Source organism: uncultured Mailhella sp. (assembly GCF_944324995.1).
GTDB lineage: Bacteria > Desulfobacterota > Desulfovibrionia > Desulfovibrionales > Desulfovibrionaceae > Mailhella.
On sequence record NZ_CALUYL010000004.1, the window covers coordinates 25398 to 43679 of the forward strand.

Genomic DNA, 18282 nt, shown 5'->3' on the forward strand with positions numbered 1-18282 from the left:
CGTTCGTTTTGTTTGGGAGCGGGATCAGTCGTGTTCTTTTTGGCAGGACGTTTTGCCGCGCAGCTGGTACCTGGTATCGAATGCTGAGCAGTGGCGGGCAATGGTGTCGATGTAGTCCTCGTAGTTGTCCAGATAGAAGGAGAGGGCGCGGGAGAAGTTCAGGCCGAGCATGCCGTCCACAAAGAGCTGACAGACTTCCTGAACGTTGAGCAGAATGCTTTGGAAGCGGGCCAGAACAACGCGTTCCTCTCTGGTCATGCCGCGCAGAAGAGCAATCAGCGTCTGCTGGGCGCAGGGCTGATAGTACCAGAAATACATGAGGTCCAGCGCGTTGATGATGCTTTCCACCTGCAGGGCGCGGGCCTTTTCCTGACTCGTGAAGCGTATGAATTCTCTGGGCTGGGCCAGAAGAGCGAGCATGTCCTTGTCGGGGAAGGCGAGTTCGAGTCTGGTGTAGCAGTCGAACAGGTGTCTGAGCTTGGTTTGGTAATCCCATCCGCGCAGGCGGTAGTTGTTGCGCCTGTCCGCCACGGATTCGATGACGCCCGCCACGGTGTCGGAAGCGAATTTGGAGACGATGGCCGCCGCGGGAATGAGTATCTGTTCCGGCGGCATGCTGATGATGAGCGGAAAGAGCGTATAGAGCACGGAGTTGTAGAGCATGGCCACGGGAATGGCCAGCACGCTCCGGAAGAAGTTGCCGACGACCGCCGTTCGCGGGAATCCTCGATAGATGTTGTGCGAGGAAATGTAGATGCCGTTTGCCAGCGCAATGATGGAAAACACGAGCAGCGGGGCGTTTTCCACGGTAATGCCGAGCACGCGGCTGAGCAGCAGGTTTCGCGTGAGGCCTTCCAGCAGAATGACGGAAATGCCCGTGTACATGAGCGAGTCGCACACGCGAGACCAGTTCACGAATTTTTTCCATGAGAGCAGCATGTTTTTGCGCACGCCGCCGCCTGCAATGACGGCCTGAATGACGTTGCGCACGCCGGTGATGCCGAACCAGATGGGCGCGCCGAACCAGGCGAGCACCCACCATTCCTGCGTGTTCAGGAAGGTGAGCAGCGCGGGAATGAAGCCCAGCAGCACCTTGAGCACGTTGGACATGGTGGTGTTGAGGTAGGCTCTGCCTCCTGCCTCCTCGTCGTGGGCGAGCGCCTGCGCACCCGGTTCGGGCACGAGACCGTTGGATTTTTCCACGGTGATGCCGCCCATGGTGATGATGTTGCCCGGCTGTTCTATGCGCACGTTTTCATAGAGGGGCTCCCATTCTCTGGTGCGGTTCATGCCGCATTTGAGAAAGCTCATGCGGCGGCGCAGCCAGGTGAGCAGCGGCGAGGGGTGACCGCTCGGCAGGTATTCCACCCGGTAGCCGAGCTGAAGACGCATGGGCAGTGTGACGGAACTTATGTATTTGTTGCCGGTCAGGCGCTTGCGGGCGGAGCCGGGCAGAGTTTCGGGCACGGCCAGCCCCATGCCGTAGCGGTTGCCGAGGTGACTGGTGGAATCCGTGCCCATGTGACTGGCAAGGGGCGCGTAGCGGTACAGGGCCTGAAGGGCCGGAATGTCGGCCAGAATGGAGCGGAACTTTTCGCATCGGGTCTGCGAATCCGGCGAGCAGTCGCAGTCGAAGTTCCGCAGCATGCCGCGCAGAATTTTCTTGAGGCGCATGACGTCGCCCGTGTTGATGGCGACCTGGAGATCGTTGATTTCCTTGAGGTGGGGCAGGTTGCCGTCGTGCCATTCCTTGACGTTGAACAGCTCCAGATGCGTGATGAACCCCTGACCGTCCCAGAGAATTTCCAGCACGTCTTCGGCGGTGAGCCCGGCGAGCTGCAGGGTGATGCGGTAGCCGCTGCGCAGCGAGCTCAGGCGTTCGAGAAGCTGCGGCACGCTGAGGCGCAGAAGTTCCGGGCGCTCGTCGTCGGGCGAGGTGGGCGGATCTTCGGGCGAGGGCAGTTCGGGATTGCAGGATGGCGCAAGGCAGCTGTCGTGAATGACGGAAGGGGTAAAGCCGTCCATGCGGCGCATGCGCCGGAGAATTTCTTCTCTGCGGGCGTCGCTTGCCTCCTCAAGTTCCATGGTGAGATCGGCGATTTTGGTCTTGAACTTCGGCAGCAGCGCCTTGTGAACGAATTCCGCGAGATGCAGCAGCGAAGGCTGTCCGTTGCCCACAAAGGCGAGAAACGCGTCGGGGTCCAGCGTGGTGACGGGAATGCCGAGATCCCGCGTGAGCGCGTGAGCGTGTTTTTTGTTCCACAGCTCCAGCGTGGCCATGACGTGATCCCGAATCCAGGCCGAGGCCATGCGGCCTTCGCTCATGAAGGACCGCATGGCGTCTGAGGAGAGAAATTCCAGGAAGTCCTGGATGTCGGAGAATCCGCGCGGAGCCCATATGAAGTTCACGTAGCGGCCCCGGAACGCCGCGCGGAACTCAAGGCCGATACGCACGGAAATGCCCATGATCGCGGCGGCGCTCAGCAGCTCGCGGGCCACTTCCAGATCCACATAGTTGTAGTACACCACGGTAAGATATCGTATGCCCTTCACCCAGGCGTCCATGATGAGGAAGGTGGCGTTTTTGCGTCCCTTGGTGTTGGAATCGTGGACGTGATGATCCATGGTGAGCTGATTCCATTCTTCCGGCATTTCCATGAGGTGATGACGGTTGAGAAATTCCCGCACGATGCGGGGATTGCCGGAAACGGCCTTGCGGAAATCGTGAATCAGCCGGAGCTGGGCGTGCTCGTCGTCCCGCGAGCGGATGATGGCCTTCATGATCTGAATGAGCACGCGGCCGGTGTTGTAGCGGAAGGTGGTCTGGGCGCTGTGCAGCACTTCGTCGTGCAGCGTGCGCAGGGCGGCCAGACGATCTTCGGCGGGGCCGGACTTGGTGAGGCTGCCGAGCAGATTGATGACGGCCTGCGCCATGCGGAACTCGTGCGTGGTGGTGAGATTCAGTATGCCGTGGGGATGGAGTCGGGCATTGAATATTTTATGTTCAAGGTCGGAGGAGGGGCCGTAGTCGATGATCGTGTTGATCATCTTCATGAGCTCTCTGTCCTGCCTGTCGAAGAAGATGTCGGCCATGGAGCACCGCCGTTATTTGCTTCCCCGGAGGGAAAAGATAATTGTAACAACTTTGTCATATATACGTGCAGAAAAGCGCACTCGTCAACAATCCCGGCATATTATGACAGCTTTGTTATAATCTTGTGAAAGATGATGCTATAGAGAACAAATCATGCGGACGTCGTACGAAGCCGTGACGTTGTTTTTTGCGTCGACGCAAACGGACAGGGCTCATGCGAGAGAAAAGAGAAAGAGATGTGAAGAGCAGAGGGCAGGGGAATGCCTTCGGCAGGCGCGGCAGCTTTTCGTCTGGGACGGGCCGTTCCGGTTTTGCGGGGGGCATGCCTGTTTTTACAGGCAGAAGAGAGGGGATGAAGATGCCGGGACGGGGAGGGGCGTCGAAAAGGCCATGATCCACAAGTGAGGGGGCCGGGGCGTGCGGGGAGTGCTTTTTCGCCGGGGGAGAGCTTGGCGTCGGGCAGCGAAGGCCCGGCGGCATTTTCCCGCCCGCGGGGAATTGCCGTGCGCAGGCTGCGCCGCAGCGTCTGCACCGGCTTGTCCCAGTCCGTGGTTATGTCGGACACTCTCGACGCGCCGGGGCTTTCGCCAGCGGGGAGGCGATGTTCACGCGACGTTGCAGAGTTCGGGCGTCCTGCGCGAAGGCGAAAGGCGTCGATTGCCGGAAGATGGTCGTGGAAAAGTAGGCTCTGTCCGTCGGGAATCAGGCCCTGGAAGGCTGAGAAAAACACCGGCGGAAGCGTAAAAAAAACTCCTGTCGCACGCATGCGGCAGGAGCAGATATCAGGCGCCTCGGCGGATCAGATGCTCTGGTAGGGCTTTTTCCCTTCTTCGTACTGATCGCCGCCCCAGCAGTCCGCCACTACGGTGACGGGAAAGTTTTCCACGGTCATGGCGGCCAGGGCTTCCGGGCCGAGTTCCGGCCAGGCGAGCACGTCGTAGGAGCGGATGCAGCGGGAAATGAGCGCGGCCGCGCCTCCGGTGGCGGCAAAATACACGCACACGTTGTCGCGAATGGCGTCCATGACGGCGCGGGAACGGTTGCCCTTGCCGATCATGCCCGCAAGTCCCAGTTCCATGAGGCGCGGGGCGTAGGCGTCCATGCGGCCCGAGGTGGTGGGACCGGCCGAGCCGATGGGGCTGCCCGGCTTTGCGGGCGTGGGGCCCACGTAATAGATGATCTGTCCTGCGGGATCGAAGGGCAGGGATTCTCCCCGGTCGAGCGCTTCGATCATGCGTTTGTGGGCGGCGTCGCGCGCGGCGTAGATGGTGCCGCTGATGAAGGCGAGGTCGCCTATGCGCAGTTTGCGTATGTCGTCTTTGGAAAGGGGCGTGACAAGATGATGAGTGGCGGGCATGGAGGAATCCTTACAGCACGGCTTCGGCGTGACGCGCGGCGTTGCAGTTGATGTTCACGGCTACGGGCAGGCTGGCGATGTGGGTGGCGCAGAATTCCACGTTCACCTTGAAGGCCGTCACGCTGCCGCCGAGTCCGGCGGGGCCGGTGCCGAGCTTGTTGACGAGTTCCAGCAGCTCGTCTTCGAGTCTGGCGTAGCGGGGATCGGGATTGCGGCTTTCAATGTCGCGCGCGCAGGCCTTTTTGGCGCACAGGCAGGCCAGTTCCATGTTGCCGCCTATGCCCACGCCGATGACCATGGGCGGGCAGGGGCTGGCTCCGGCGTGGCGCACGGTTTCCACCACGGCCTTCTTCACGCCTTCTATGCCGTCGGCGGGAACCAGCATGTGCAGCGCGCCCTTGTTTTCGCTGCCCGCGCCCTTGGGGGCCAGGCGCAGGGTGATGCGGTCGCCGGCCACGAGGCGCGTGTGGATGACGGCGGGCGTGTTGTCGCCGGTGTTTTTGCGTTCAAAGAGCGGTTCCGCCACCGAAGACTTGCGCAGGTAGCCCTCGGTGTAGCCCTTGGCAATGCCCTGATTGACGGCGTCTTCAAAAAGTCCGCCGGTGATGTGGACGTCCTGACCTATTTCGGCGAACACCACGGCGAGGCCGGTATCCTGACAGATGGGAACGCACTCCTCGGCGGCGATGCCCGCGTTCTGGATGAGCTGATCCAGCACGTCGCGGCCGGTGGGGGAAAGTTCGCATTCTCTGGCCTGGCGCATGGCCGCCAGCGTGGATTCGGGCAGGCGGCAGCAGGCCTCCACGGCCAGCCGCGCCACGGTGTCGCGTATGAGTTCGACGGAAATTTCTCGCATGGTGACTCCTGAGGCGTAAGTTCCTTGCGACCATAGGACTTTTTTTTCGGAAAATAAACCGGCGCGCCGGTTCGCCGCCCGCAACGCAAAAGGCCCGTCCGGCGGAACCGGCGGGCCTCTTCGCTTGCTGACGCGGCGCAAGATTACTTGGTGATGACGGATTTCACGGACACGTGTTCCAGCTGACCGATTTTTCCGGTCATGGCGGAAATGGCTTCGTTGCTGCCGTCCACGGCGATGGAGATGATGGACACCCCCCTGTCGCGGTAGGGAATGCCCAGACGTCCGACAATGATGTCGGAGTACTGATGCAGAATAGCGTTCAGGGCGGCGGAGGCTTCGAGGTCTTCCACAATGATGCCGACAATGCCGAGGCGGGTTTGTTCCATGATGCTTCTCCTGAAAAATCTTCCGTTGCAGGGACGGGAAAGGCCGGATTGTTCCGGGATGCGGCCCGGTTCGTTGACGAGGAGACTTTCAGGAATGCCCGGGCTTGTCAAGAAGATGATGGGCGCGCCGCCTCGTCGCGGAAGATGGTGCGGACGTTTCGGCCTTTCCCCTTGCCTAATTGCGCAGGAAGCGTATGATGTCTGCGTCCGACCGGCGGATTCATCTTCCGGGAGGTCTGCCGCGCCATGCGGCTTTGTTACGGTATCCCGACTGAGAGGATGGCGTTCTGCTTTCCGATCAGAAAGGTCTGTGCTGTCCCCGTCTTGTCTTCCGCCGTCGGCGGGAAGCTGCGATTGTCGGGCGCCTTTCCTTACGGGTGGGCGCTTTTTTTATTGCTGCGCCCTGTCTGAACGGCACCTGCTGCCATGACCGGCCGAGCGCCGGGGCGGATGATCCGCCGGGGAATCTGCATGTACAATGTCCGCTCGCTGGACTCCAACGAGTTCATCGACCACGCCGAAATTCTGGAGTCTCTGGAAGAGGGGCGAAAGCTTTCTTCCGACCGGGCCGAAGTGGCCCGCATTCTGAACAAGGCCCGGGAATACCGCGGGCTCACGCATCGCGAGGCGGCCGCGCTTCTGTTTGTGGAAGACGAGGACACGCTGAAGAGCATCTACGCGCTGGCCCGCGAAATCAAGGAACACATTTACGGCCGCCGCATCGTGATGTTCGCGCCGCTGTACCTTTCGGACTACTGCGTGAACAACTGCCGCTACTGCGGATTTCACGCGAGCAACAAGACCGTGCGGCGCAAGCTTTCGCAGGAGGAGCTGCGCGAGGAAGTGCTGGCGCTGGAGGCGCTCGGTCACAAGCGTCTGCTTCTTGAGGCGGGCGAAGACGACCGCAACTGCCCTCTGGACTACGTTATTGAGTGCATGCACACCATCTATGCCACGAAGCTTCGCAACGGCTCCATCCGCCGCGTGAACGTGGACATCGCCGCCACCACGGCGGAAAACTACCGCAGACTCAAGGATGCCGGACTGGGCACCTACATTCTTTTTCAGGAAACCTACCACAAGCCCACCTACGAATTCATGCACATGGGCGGCCCCAAGGCCAATTACGAGTGGCATACCGAGGCCATGGACCGCGGCATGCTGGAAGGCGGCCTGGACGACGTGGGCATAGGCGTGCTTTTCGGCCTGTACGACTGGCGTTACGAGGTGATGGGCCTGCTCATGCACGCCGAGCATCTTGAGGCGGTGGCGGGAGTGGGGCCGCACACCATTTCGTTCCCGAGGCTGCTGCCCGCCGAGGGCGTGGACTATTCCGCCTACAGTCTGGTGAGCGACGACGACTTCAAGCATCTCATTGCGGTGACGCGTCTGGCCGTGCCCTACACCGGCATGATTCTCACCACCAGAGAGTCCGCGGAATTTCGCCGCGAGCTGCTCGACATCGGCATGTCGCAGATGAGCGCGGGCTCCTGCGTGGGCGTGGGCGGCTACGCCCATCCGCAGCGCGTTGTTCCCGGCGAAGCTCCGCAGTTTCATCTTGCCGACGAGCGCAAGCCCGAAGACGTGCTCAAGGGACTGGTTCGCGACGGCTACCTGCCGAGCTTCTGTACGGCCTGCTATCGTTCCGGCCGCACCGGCGACCGCTTCATGCCGCTGGCCAAGAGCGGCGAAATAAGCAACTGCTGTCAGCCCAACGCCATGCTGACTTTCAAGGAATATCTGCTGGACTACGCCGACGACGAACTGCGCGCGCTCGGCGAGAACATGATAGCCGACGAGCTTTCCCGCATCAGCCGGGAGCCTCGGAGAAATCAGACGGCGCAGTATTTGAAGCGTCTGGAGCAGGGGGAACGCGATCTGCGTTTTTAAGCCCTGGCCGGTTCGGAAGAGAAGGGCGGCGCAGGGAACTGCGCGTGGCGATGAGCCCGGCAGACGGCGTTGAACGCATGTCCTTTCAGCGCCGGGCCGCCTGTCCTGCGGGCCTGCGCCGAAGTTTTCGGAAGAAGACCGCGGCGCGGGCTTTCCCCTTCGAGCAGGCGCAAACGCCGGTGGTCGGTGCGGCCCTTTTTGCCTCGCGCGGCCGCAGCATGTTTTGAGAGGTCGGACGGTCTCTCGCCTTCCGGCATGGTTTTGCCGGAGAGTCGTCAGAACGGGCGGGGAGTTCTTCCTGCAGGAGAAGAGCGCCTTTCGGAAGGGAACAGGTCCCCTTTCCGGCAGCCCCGCCCGGTTCTCTCCATCTTTTTTGCAGAGAAACGCCGCCTTCGGTTCAGGATGGCGGCGTTTTTGCGCATGAAAAAAGCTCCCGCGTCTGCGGGAGCTTTTGTCGATGATGGAAGGCGGCGCAGGGGGAAAAGCGCGCTTTACCCGGCGCTCTGCGCGGCATCAGGGGAAGAAGATGCGCTGCGAGCGGGAGGTGGCGTCCGCCTCCTTGCCGACCCACACGAAGCGGTCGTCCCGCAGGGCGGTGTCGCCGCGGTTCCAGCGATAGGCCACAAGCGGGCCGCCGTGTACCGCGCTGAAGTCGAGGCAGGCCACGGAGGGAGAATAGAGGCGTATCTCTTCGCCGGGGCTGCGCCAGTAATGCCCGAAAAAGGTGGGATATTCCACGTCGATGGATTCCCAGCTTCCGGGGTCCGGCACGGCGTCTTCGGGAAGGGAGGCAATGTCGTCGCGGCCCATGAGGGCCATTTCGCGGCAGGTGCGGCCCATGCCGAGCCACCATTTCACGCGGATGCGGCGGCGGGGGTGTCCGTCCTTGTCTTCAAAGAAGACGCCCTCCGGCAGCGGAATTTCCGGGCCCTTGAGCAGCACTTCCAGCGCCTCGTATTCGCAGCTTCCCGTGTCGCCTCCGGCGCGCACGTATCCCGTTTCGGTGAGACGGGGCGCGTCCTTGCGGCCGGTCACCAGGCTTTCGCCTCCGCATTCGTTGTTGAGCAGCGTGCGCATGGCCGTCGGAGACCAGCAGGCGTGAATCATGTGCAGGCGACTGCCGTCCCCGCCGAGATCGCCGAGCTCCAGCCACAGCGGCAGGGTGCGCATCCACTGAATCCAGGGCTGATAGCATCCGGCAAGCTGTTCCAGCGTGGCGGCGTGCTGGGCCGTGTGCGCCTCGTTGTGACTGCGGATGAACTCGCCCGGATTGTCGGGATCGGGCGTGCTCCAGCACACGGCGTTGAATTCATGATTGCCCATGAGGCACTCCGCGGAACCGGCCTCGCGCATGTTGCGGACGATGGTCAGCGTTTCCAGAATCTGCGGTCCCCGGTCGATGTAGTCGCCGAGAAAGACGACCATGCGGTCGGGATGTCTCCACACGCCGCCGTTTTTTTCGTAGCCGAGGCGGGAGAGCAGGGCTTCCAGTCTGTCCGCGCATCCGTGTATATCGCCAATCACGTCGTAACCATTCAGCATAAGCAGCTCCAGTGCCGTGGGGACAGGGCCGGAATACCCTTGAAAAACGCCGCTGCCCCGGTATGAAGTTCAGATTAGCACAACTGTCATGGAGATAAAAGAGGAACGCGCGGAGAATTATGCAAACTCCCGTCAGGACTTGTCTTCGTCCAGACAGGCGTCCAGCGCCGCGCAGATGGCCTGCTCGTCCATGTGTCTGCCGATGAACACCAGCTTGATCATGCGGTCGCCGTAGCGTTCGTCCCAGTTGCGGTCGAGTTCGGGATTGGCCCTGCGCGCCTGCTTGCGCTGTTCGGCAGGTGCGGAGGCCATCCAGCGGCCGAAGGGCGTGGCCACGGTCTGTTTGCCTGCCTGCTCGAACATGTACGACATGGAGGGATTCTTTTTGAACCACAAAAGACCCTTGCAGCGGATGACCGACTGCGGCCAGGACGCTTCCACGAAGTCGCTGAACTTGTCCTGATTGAAGGGCGCGCGCCGGAAGTACACGAAGGTGGAAATGCCGTATTCCTCGGTGTGGGAATGGCCTTCGGCGTGTTCGTGATGCTCGTGGGCGTGGTGTTCGTGATGATCGTGCCCGTCGTGCGCGGCCTTGTCGGCGTCGAACTGCTGAAGGCTCTGAATCCAGCCGGCGGATTTTCCCGCTTTGGCGAAGTTGAAGGCGTGCGTGTCGAGAATGTCCTTGACGGCCACCTTGCCGTAGTTGGTCTCGATGATGCGCGCTTCGGGCTGAAGCTGACGGATTACGGCCTTGAGCGTGGCGAGCTGCTCGGCGGAAACTTCATCGACCTTGTTGAGCACGATGGTGGTGCAGAATTCTATCTGCTGGATGAGCAGACTTTCCACGTCGTCCTCGTCGTTGTCGCCGAGGAGCTTTTCGCCGTTCAGAAATTCGTCGGCCATGCGCATGGCGTCCACCACGGTGACGATGCCGTCGAGGCGGCACACCGTGGGCATGACTTCGTCGCCCAGCGTGATGGCCTGGGCGATGGGCATGGGTTCGCAGATGCCGCTCGCTTCAATGAGAATGTAGTCGAAGCGGCAGGTGGCGATGAGATCGAGAATCTGCTGCATGAGATCGTCCTTGAGGGTGCAGCAGATGCAGCCGTTGGAAAGGGGAATGAGACTGCTCTCCATCTCCACGTTGCCGCCTTTTTCGATGAGCGCGGCGTCGATGTTGACTTCGCCGATGTCGTTGACGATGACGGCGACCTTGTAGCCTTCCTGATTGGAAAGCACGTGATTGAGCAGCGTGGTCTTGCCCGCGCCGAGATAGCCGGTAAGAAGCGTGATGGGAACGATGTTTCTGCGCATGATGAAAACGATGACCGCGACTGGCGCGGGTAGAGGTGACGGGCGCTGACGGCGCGCCGCAAAGGTTGTGCGCGCAGTGCGCTGCGCGCCGGGGCGCGCCCGATCGTCGGGAAAAGGAAGACGGGCAGGCCGTTCTTTCGCGCAAAGGGAGCAAAAGAGCGGCGCTGCCCGCCGTGACGGAAACGGAAAGGACGTTATTTTTCGAGGCAGGCGTCCAGGGCGGCGCAAATGGCGGCCTTGTCCATGTGCTGACCGATGAAGACGAGTTTCTGCATGCGGTCGCCGTAGGTGTCGTCCCATTCGGCGTCGAGCTGCTTGTCCACGCGGCGTTCGGCGGCCTGACGCTTGGCGGGCGCGGCGGCCACCCATTCGCCGTAGGGCGAGGCGGTCATCTGACGGCCGGCCTGTTCGTACAGATAGGCGGTGTCGGGCTCGTCGCGGAACCAGATGAGGCCCTTGCAGCGGATCACGCTGGCAGGCCAGGCGTCGTTGACGAAGTCCTCGAACTTTTTCTGATCGAAGGGCGGACGACGGAAATACACGAAGGTGGAAATGCCGTATTCCTCGCCGTGCTCATGATCGCCGTGATGATGATGGTGATGATGGCCGTGATGATGTTCGTGCTCGTCCTCGTCATGATCGTGGTCATGATGATGTTCGTGCTCGTCGTCATCGTGGTGGTGATGGTGCTTGTGCTCGTCGTGGTCGTCATCATCATGATGATGCTTGTGTTCGTGATCGTGATGATGATCGTGGTCATCGTCGTGGTCGTCTTCGTCCTCTTCGGGGGCGTCGGCTTCCAGGGCCTGCACCCAGCCGATGGAAGAGCAGGCGCGGTCGAAGTCGAAGCGGCCCGTGTCGAGAATGTCCTTCACGTCCACCTTGCCGTAGTTGGTTTCGATGATGTTCGCTTCGGGCTGGAGCTTGTGGATCACGGTTCTGAGCAGACCGAGCTGATCTTCGGTGAGGCCTTCCACCTTGTTGAGCACGATGGTGGTGCAGAACTCTATCTGCTGAATGACGAGACTGGCCACGTCCTCTTCGTCGATGTCCTCTTCCACGAGGCGCTGACCGCCGAGAAATTCGTCCACCATGCGGCGGGCGTCCACCACGGTGACGATGCCGTCGAGGCGGCATATCTTGGGCAGGGATTCGTCGCCGAGGCAGAGGGTCTGCGCGATGGGCAGCGGTTCGCAGATGCCGCTCGCCTCGATGAGAATGTAGTCGAAGCGGCCGGATTCGATGAGATTGAGCACCTGCTGAAGCAGATCGACCTTGAGGGAGCAGCAGATGCAGCCGTTGGAGAGCGGCACGAGGCTGTCGTCCATTTCCACGCTGCCGCCCTTGGCGATGAGGCTCGCGTCGATGTTGACTTCGCCGATGTCGTTGACGATGACGGCGACCTTGTAGCCTTCCTGATTGGAAAGCACGTGATTGAGCAGCGTGGTCTTGCCCGCGCCGAGGTAGCCGGAGAGAACGGTGATGGGGACTATTTTTCTTTTCTTCATGATGACCTTCCTGAGAGCGCGGATGCGCGTTGATGCGGGCGCGGCGGCGTCCGGCGCGATGCCGATTCTTCCGGACACCCGGGGGCGGAATGCGGAAGGCGTCATGCGCGGCACGTTCAAGATAGGACAAAATGGCGCGGCGTCAACCATGCGCGCCGGAAAAGACCCTGCCGACGACGCCTGTCTGAGGAAGAGGCCCCGCGCCGAGGCCGTGCTGCGCGGTAATCTGCGGCGGCGTTCGGCGGCGCGGGCACAGGAGGGGAAGTCAGATTCCGGGGTGTGCGGGGGAGTGCGCCGTCTCCGATGGGAAAAGGTTGTCTTGCACGGCTTTGGGGAGGGAGAGGGCCGTTTTCGAGTGGAAAGAACGGGCGTGCGGCGCAGGGCCCGGGGCAGAAGAGCCCGGGAGGGAACATCCGACGGCGTTGGGGGAAAAGAAAAACGCCGGGGAAGCACGGCGGCGTTCGGGGAGTGCGTGCCTCCAGAGTGCATGACGGCTCGGAAAATAAGAGCCTTCGGGGAGGGCGGCGGCGTTCGCGGCTTGCCAGAGGCGAGAGTTTTTCGTAATACACTGTTTTCCAATTAAGGAGGAAAACTCATGCAGTTTGTTTTCACGCCGGAGCGCGTCTGCTCCAAGATGTTCATGATAGACGTGGATGAAAAAAGCCGGACCATCAACAACTTCGAGTTCAAGGGCGGCTGCCCCGGCAATCTGAACGGCATAGGCCGTCTGATTCGCGGCATGTCCATCGACGACGTGATCGACCGCTTCGCCGACATGCCCATCTGCCCCACCTCGAAGGTGACGTCCTGCCCCGAACAGCTCCGCAAGGCGCTTATTGAGCTGCGCGACAAGCTGAACGCCGGAGAAACCCCGGAACGTCCCCGTTTCGGTCTGGACGCCTTTGCCTCCGTGGCGAAGTAGCGCGGCACGTCGGCGGTCTGAACGCCGCCCGTCACTCCATCATTAAAAAGAAGGCTCCCGATTCGTCGGGAGCTTTCTGCGTTTTTGTCTTCACCGGTCTTGCGCGGGCGCTTCGGCAGATGCGGCGTCTGCTGCGGGCTGAGCTTCGGAAGGCGCGGCGCTTTCTGCAATCCGTTCTTTGTCTGCGTCGTCCGTTTCGCCGTTCTTTCGGGCCAGATAGGCCCTGAGGTCGGGCATGAGCGCCTGCGCGTCGCGATAGCCCAGCCAGTACCATTCGCCGAGCTTTTCCAGATCCTTTTCCATGCGGCCTATGTGCATGGAGCGCGACGGGCTTATCACGAACACGCGGTCTTCCTGCCGGAGTTTTTCTATCTCGTCGCACAGTTCGTTGTAGTCGGCGTTGCTCCGGGCCAGAGCGTCGGAGAGGGCCTGCCACTTCGGCCCGTAGAACAGCCGGGCGAGGTTGCGCCCGGCCTCGGGATCGCGGCGATAGTCGTCGGGATTGGTCTTCACGATGACCACGGCGCGAAAGTCGTTCTCCAGCGCCCAGCGGAAGGGAATCTTGCACGAGCAGCCGCCGTCGAGATAGGGCGTGCCGTTCATGCGCACCATCTGCGAGATGTACGGCATGGTGGAGGAGGCGCGCGTCGCCAGCATGATGTCGGAGCAGCGGCCCTTTTCAAAATATTCCGGCTTGCCGGTGAGGCAGTTGGTGGCCACGGCCACGAAGCGGCGTTCCGGCCGGAAGAATCGCGCCGTGTCCAGCGGGTCCAGCGTGCGGGAAAGCTCGCCGAACATGAAGTCGAAGCCGAAGGGCGTGCGGTTGCGCAGAAAGGCGCCGAGTCCGAAATAGCGGGAATCGTGCCGGTAGCGCAGCGGACTGCGCGCGGAACGCCCGATCTGACCGGAAACGTAGCTGATGCCGTTGAGCGCTCCGGCGGAAACGCCGATGGTGCAGGCAAAGTTGACGTCGGCTTCCATGAGGGCGTCCATCACGCCCACGCTGTAGGTTCCGCGCAGTGCGCCGCCCTCAAGCACGAGACAGCCCGGCGTGACGCGGTCGGACGCCAGTCCCCGGGGCAGCCGGTCGAGCCCGGAATAGATGTTCTGACGCATGAAAAGCTCCCTGGCGGAAACGCCGCCCTGTTTTCTGCCGACATGAAGCGTCCGGCGACTGCGGAGCAGAAAAAGAAAAGAAATATTCGGAAAACGTGGTTGCTTTTGAGTGTGCTCCAATATTCGATGCTTGTCGAGCGTCGTGGAAAAAAAGACATGTTTCAGGAATTGAGGCGTGTTTTTGGGAAAAGCGGCGGCGCGCTGCGGAGCATTGCGGGGCGATGGAGGAATATTGAGGAAACATGGGTGGCTCGTGCGTTTTCTTGGGGACTGCGGGCGGACGGCGAACGCGGCGGGCGGTCGCTGCCTGTGGGCTCTGCGGGAGGCTGGCCCCTCCGTGTCCAGGGCTTTGCGGCGTGCGGCGCGGAAGGCAGCGTTGCCCGAACCCGAATTTCTTTCCGAGGAAGGGCCGTGCAACTGTTGTGCAGGGCCAGGCTTATTTTTAATGGAGGATCGTGGTGTGCAGGGCGTTTCAGTAAAACGCCGGCAGTTCCTTTTTGTGAGCGGGCACTGGCCTCTGCGCGGCATGTTCGACGCGCGGCCCGGACGCGGCGGGAACTCGCAGGCCGCGAGCCGGACGGTCTCGTTTGCCGAAACATAACCGCGCTGCGCCGTGTTGTTTCTTTTCCGTGCGGCGTCGGCAACGGTACGGTTATGTTACGTCGGAGAAATGTATGATCCTAATATGTATCAGAGGGAGAGAGGGAACGCTGTCGGGGAGTCCGATGGGGCGCTTTTTGTGTTGTTACGGTCGCTTTCCGAAAATGTGAAAAAAATAGTTTGCTTTTTCGACGGGTTATTTTGGCGTTCCTCACTTGACAAGACAAGAAGAAGCAGTCCAGTATTATTCTACGATTTATGCCTGTACCCCCAGAGAGACGAACCGCAAGGGTCCGCAGCGGGGCGCAGGATGAAAAACACCGCCCAAAGGCGGATCGTGCGACTGGGGGAGGTCCGCTTCGTGCGGATCAGCATGGTTTCAGCCCATAAGGATGAAGAATATGAAACTGACCGGTTCGGAAATTTTTTGTGAAGTGCTGGTGGAGCAGGGCGTGGATACGCTGTTCGGCTACCCCGGCGGCGCTGTGTTGAATCTGTACGACGCACTGTATAAATACCAGGATCGTATCCACCATATTATTACTGCCCATGAACAGGGCGCCGCGCATGCGGCCGATGGCTACGCCCGTGCTACCGGCCGCACCGGCGTTGTCCTGGTAACGAGCGGCCCCGGCGCGACCAACCTTGTTACCGGCATTGCCACCGCCTACATGGACAGCGTGCCCATGGTTGCCATCACGGGCAACGTGCCCACGCCCCTCATCGGACAGGACAGCTTCCAGGAAGTGTACATTGCGGGCATCACCATGCCCATCACCAAGCACAATTTCGTGGTGGACAGGGTGGAGGATCTGGCCGACATCCTGCGCGAGGCCTTCCGCATCGCCCAGACCGGCCGCAAGGGCCCGGTGCTCGTGGACATTCCCAAGGACATGACCTCGGCCGTGGCCGAATTCGTGCCCGCGGCTCCCGTGCGCGATACCTACACCACGAAGATCAACATGGAAGCCATCGACAAGGCGGCGGAAATCATCAACAACGCCCAGCGTCCGGCCATCTACTACGGCGGCGGCGTCATCTCCTCGGGCGCGAGCGCGGAACTTGCCGCCCTCATGAAGAAGACCTGCATGCCCGGCGCCTACACCCTCATGGGCGCGGGCGTCATCGACAGCGACGATCCGCTCAATCTCGGCATGGTGGGCATGCACGGCTGCCGCACCAGCAACTTCGCCCTTGACTACGCCGACGTCATGGTGGCCGTGGGCACTCGCTTCAGCGACCGCGTGGCCCTCGCCCCCGACGCGTTCGGCCGCCGCGCCAAGCTCATTCAGATCGACATCGATCCCAGCGAAGTGAACAAGAACGTCAACGTGGACGTCAGCCTCGTCGGCGACGTGAAGGACGTCATCTGCGCGCTGCTGCCCAAGGTGCATCAGACCTGCCGCGACGAATGGCTCACCCAGATCGCCGAATGGCGTCAGGAAGACTATCATCCCGAAGACAGCGACACCGTGCTCAAGCCGCATCAGGTCATCCGCAAGGTCAACGAAATGGCCGGACTCGACGCCATCTACGTCACCGACGTGGGTCAGCATCAGATGTGGGCCGCTCAGTATCTGCATCACGTCAAGCCCCGCCACTTCCTCACGAGCGGCGGCCTCGGCACCATGGGCTTCGGCTACGGCGCGGCCATCGGCGCCAAGATCGCCTGCCCCGAAAAGCGCGTGATCCTCTTTACCGGCGACGGCTCCTTCCACATGAACATGAACGAGGCCTGCACCGCGGTGAGCTTCCATCTGCCCGTCATCACCGTGATTCTCGACAACCACGTTCTCGGCATGGTGCGTCAGTGGCAGACGAGCTTCTACGGCAAGCGCTACTCCTGCACCGACCTCAACCGCCGCACCGATTACGTGAAGGTTATTGAAGGCTTCGGCGGCAAGGGCTTCCACTGCGAAACCATGGCCGATCTGGAAAAGGCCATGGCGGAAGCGCTCACGAGCGACGGCCCCGTGTGGATCCACTGCTGCATCGACAAGGATGAGAAGGTGCTTCCCATGATTCCCGGCGGCTGCACCTGCGACTCCATCATCATGGAATAGAGAAGGGGGACAATATGACGAAACATGTGATTTCCATCGTGGTGGATAACAACGCCAACGTCATGGCACGCGTGTCCTCCCTTTTTGCCCGCCGCCGCTTCAACATGACCAGCGTTACGGCCGCGCAGACCAGCGATCCCGCCATTTCCATCATCACCATCGTGACGGAAGGCGACACCCACGTTCTCGATCAGATCGTGAAGCAGACCCTCAAGATGGAGGAAGTGAAGTCCATCACCCTGCTTCCGCCCAACGAAAGCCTGCTGAGCGAGACCATCATGCTGCGCATCGCCTTCGACGCCGCCACAATTTCGCCCATCAAGGATATCGTTGAGGTTTATCGGGCGCGCATTATTGACCTTACCTCTAGTAGCATGGTAATACAACTCACCGGAAAGCCTTCCAAGATAGAAGGCTTCCTTGAGGTGATGTCGCCCTATCAGATCCTCGAAATGTGCCGTTCCGGCATCATCGGCATGCCCAGAGGATCGCAGAGTGATTGGTGGAAAAGCAGCAAGGATTGACCTTTTGCTGCTGAGAATGAATTATAGTCATTGAAATGGAGAAGTTATCATGATTAAGAAGTACTATGACGCAGACTGCAATCTCGGCATGCTCGACGGCAAGACTGTCGCCATCATCGGCTACGGCAGCCAGGGTCACGCTCATGCTCAGAACCTGCATGAAAGCGGCGTGAACGTTGTCGTCGGTCTGCGCAAGGGCAGCTCCAGCTGGGCCAAGGCTGAAGCCGCCGGTCTGAAGGTCATGGAAGTGGAACCCGCCGCCGAAGCCGGCGACATCGTCATGATGCTCGTGCCCGACGAAGTCGCCGCCGACATCTACAACAAGCAGGTCGCCCCCCACATGAAGGAAGGCAACGTGCTGTGCTTCGCCCACGGCTTCAACATCCACTTCGGCTTCGTGAAGCCCGCTTCCAACATCGACGTCATCATGATCGCTCCCAAGGGCCCCGGCCACACCGTGCGCAGCCAGTACCTGGAAGGCAAGGGCGTTCCCAGCCTCATCGCCGTTGCTCAGGACTACAGCGGTCATGCCAAGGACTACGCCCTGGCCTATGCTTCCGGCATCGGCGCCGGCCGCGCCGGTATCTTGGAAACCACCTATCGTGAAGAAACCGAAACCGACCTCTTCGGCGAACAGGCCGTGCTCTGCGGCGGCGTGACCGAACTCATGAAGGCCGGTTTTGAAACCCTCGTGGAAGCCGGATACGCTCCTGAAATGGCGTACTTTGAAACCATCCACGAAATGAAGCTCATCGTTGACCTCATCAACAACGGCGGCTTCGGCTTCATGCGCTACTCCATCTCCAACACCGCCGAATACGGCGACTACCGCACCGGCAAGCGCATCATCACCGCCGAAACCCGCAAGGAAATGAAGCAGATCCTGAGAGAAATCCAGGACGGCACCTTCGCTTCCGAGTTCATGCAGGAATTCTCCGCCGGCCGCAAGGGCAAGTTCCTTGCCACCCGTCGTCTGGAAGCCGAGCATCAGCTGGAAAAGGTCGGCGCCGAACTGCGTCAGATGATGAGCTGGCTCAAGAAGTAACACTGGTTTGAAAACATCGCCGGGCAGACCCCTCTGTCCGGCGATTTTCTGTCTTTTTTTCA

General features: G+C 61.0%; 13 protein-coding genes. 5 read left to right on the forward strand and 8 right to left on the reverse strand.

What is annotated here, in order from left to right:
• Nucleotides 1-24 precede the first annotated feature (24 nt).
• From Q0K02_RS03290 to Q0K02_RS03305, 4 genes are all read right to left on the reverse strand, one after another.
• Nucleotides 25-3093, reverse strand: a complete 3069-nt coding sequence (locus tag Q0K02_RS03290) for a hypothetical protein (RefSeq protein ID WP_294485038.1) — start codon at nt 3091-3093, stop codon at nt 25-27.
• Between the two features lie 800 nt (nt 3094-3893).
• Entirely contained in the window at nt 3894-4451 is a 558-nt protein-coding gene (locus tag Q0K02_RS03295; protein ID WP_294485040.1) for a Fe-S-containing hydro-lyase, read from the reverse strand.
• Between the two features lie 10 nt (nt 4452-4461).
• Nucleotides 4462-5307, reverse strand: a complete 846-nt coding sequence (locus tag Q0K02_RS03300; protein ID WP_294485042.1) for a fumarate hydratase — start codon at nt 5305-5307, stop codon at nt 4462-4464.
• A gap of 143 nt (nt 5308-5450) precedes the next feature.
• Nucleotides 5451-5696, reverse strand: coding sequence for a TM1266 family iron-only hydrogenase system putative regulator (locus Q0K02_RS03305; RefSeq protein ID WP_294485043.1), 246 nt, complete (start codon nt 5694-5696; stop codon nt 5451-5453).
• A 471-nt stretch (nt 5697-6167) separates the two neighbouring features.
• On the opposite strand from Q0K02_RS03305, the gene hydG reads away from it, so the two are divergent.
• Complete coding sequence (hydG, locus tag Q0K02_RS03310; protein ID WP_294485045.1) at nt 6168-7586, forward strand: [FeFe] hydrogenase H-cluster radical SAM maturase HydG; 1419 nt, start codon at nt 6168-6170, stop codon at nt 7584-7586.
• Between the two features lie 513 nt (nt 7587-8099).
• Here the strand turns inward: hydG and Q0K02_RS03315 are convergent.
• The 3 genes from Q0K02_RS03315 to Q0K02_RS03325 form a co-directional block, all read right to left on the reverse strand.
• Nucleotides 8100-9128 carry a metallophosphoesterase gene (locus Q0K02_RS03315; RefSeq protein WP_294485047.1) on the reverse strand — a complete coding sequence of 343 codons (1029 nt, stop codon included), beginning with the start codon at nt 9126-9128 and terminating at the stop codon, nt 8100-8102.
• A gap of 132 nt (nt 9129-9260) precedes the next feature.
• Nucleotides 9261-10442, reverse strand: a complete 1182-nt coding sequence (locus Q0K02_RS03320; RefSeq protein WP_294485048.1) for a GTP-binding protein — start codon at nt 10440-10442, stop codon at nt 9261-9263.
• Between the two features lie 194 nt (nt 10443-10636).
• A complete protein-coding gene (locus tag Q0K02_RS03325; protein ID WP_294485050.1) occupies nt 10637-11950 on the reverse strand; it encodes a GTP-binding protein in 1314 nt (437 codons plus the stop codon).
• Between the two features lie 595 nt (nt 11951-12545).
• Between Q0K02_RS03325 and Q0K02_RS03330 the strand changes: the two genes are divergently transcribed.
• Entirely contained in the window at nt 12546-12872 is a 327-nt protein-coding gene (locus tag Q0K02_RS03330; RefSeq protein ID WP_294485052.1) for a TIGR03905 family TSCPD domain-containing protein, read from the forward strand.
• A 90-nt stretch (nt 12873-12962) separates the two neighbouring features.
• On the opposite strand, the gene Q0K02_RS03335 is transcribed toward Q0K02_RS03330, so the two are convergent.
• Complete coding sequence (locus Q0K02_RS03335; protein ID WP_294485053.1) at nt 12963-13988, reverse strand: patatin family protein; 1026 nt, start codon at nt 13986-13988, stop codon at nt 12963-12965.
• Between the two features lie 1001 nt (nt 13989-14989).
• On the opposite strand from Q0K02_RS03335, the gene ilvB reads away from it, so the two are divergent.
• The 3 genes from ilvB to ilvC are packed head-to-tail and all read left to right on the forward strand — an operon-like array spanning nt 14990 to nt 18220.
• Nucleotides 14990-16651, forward strand: coding sequence for a biosynthetic-type acetolactate synthase large subunit (ilvB, locus tag Q0K02_RS03340; RefSeq protein ID WP_294485056.1), 1662 nt, complete (start codon nt 14990-14992; stop codon nt 16649-16651).
• Nucleotides 16652-16665: 14 nt separating this feature from the next.
• Complete coding sequence (gene ilvN / locus Q0K02_RS03345) at nt 16666-17175, forward strand: acetolactate synthase small subunit (RefSeq protein WP_294485058.1); 510 nt, start codon at nt 16666-16668, stop codon at nt 17173-17175.
• 52 nt (nt 17176-17227) lie between these two features.
• Nucleotides 17228-18220 (forward strand): ketol-acid reductoisomerase, encoded by a 993-nt coding sequence (gene ilvC, locus Q0K02_RS03350; RefSeq protein ID WP_294485171.1) that lies wholly within the window; start codon nt 17228-17230, stop codon nt 18218-18220.
• The last annotated feature ends 62 nt before the right edge of the window (nt 18221-18282 follow it).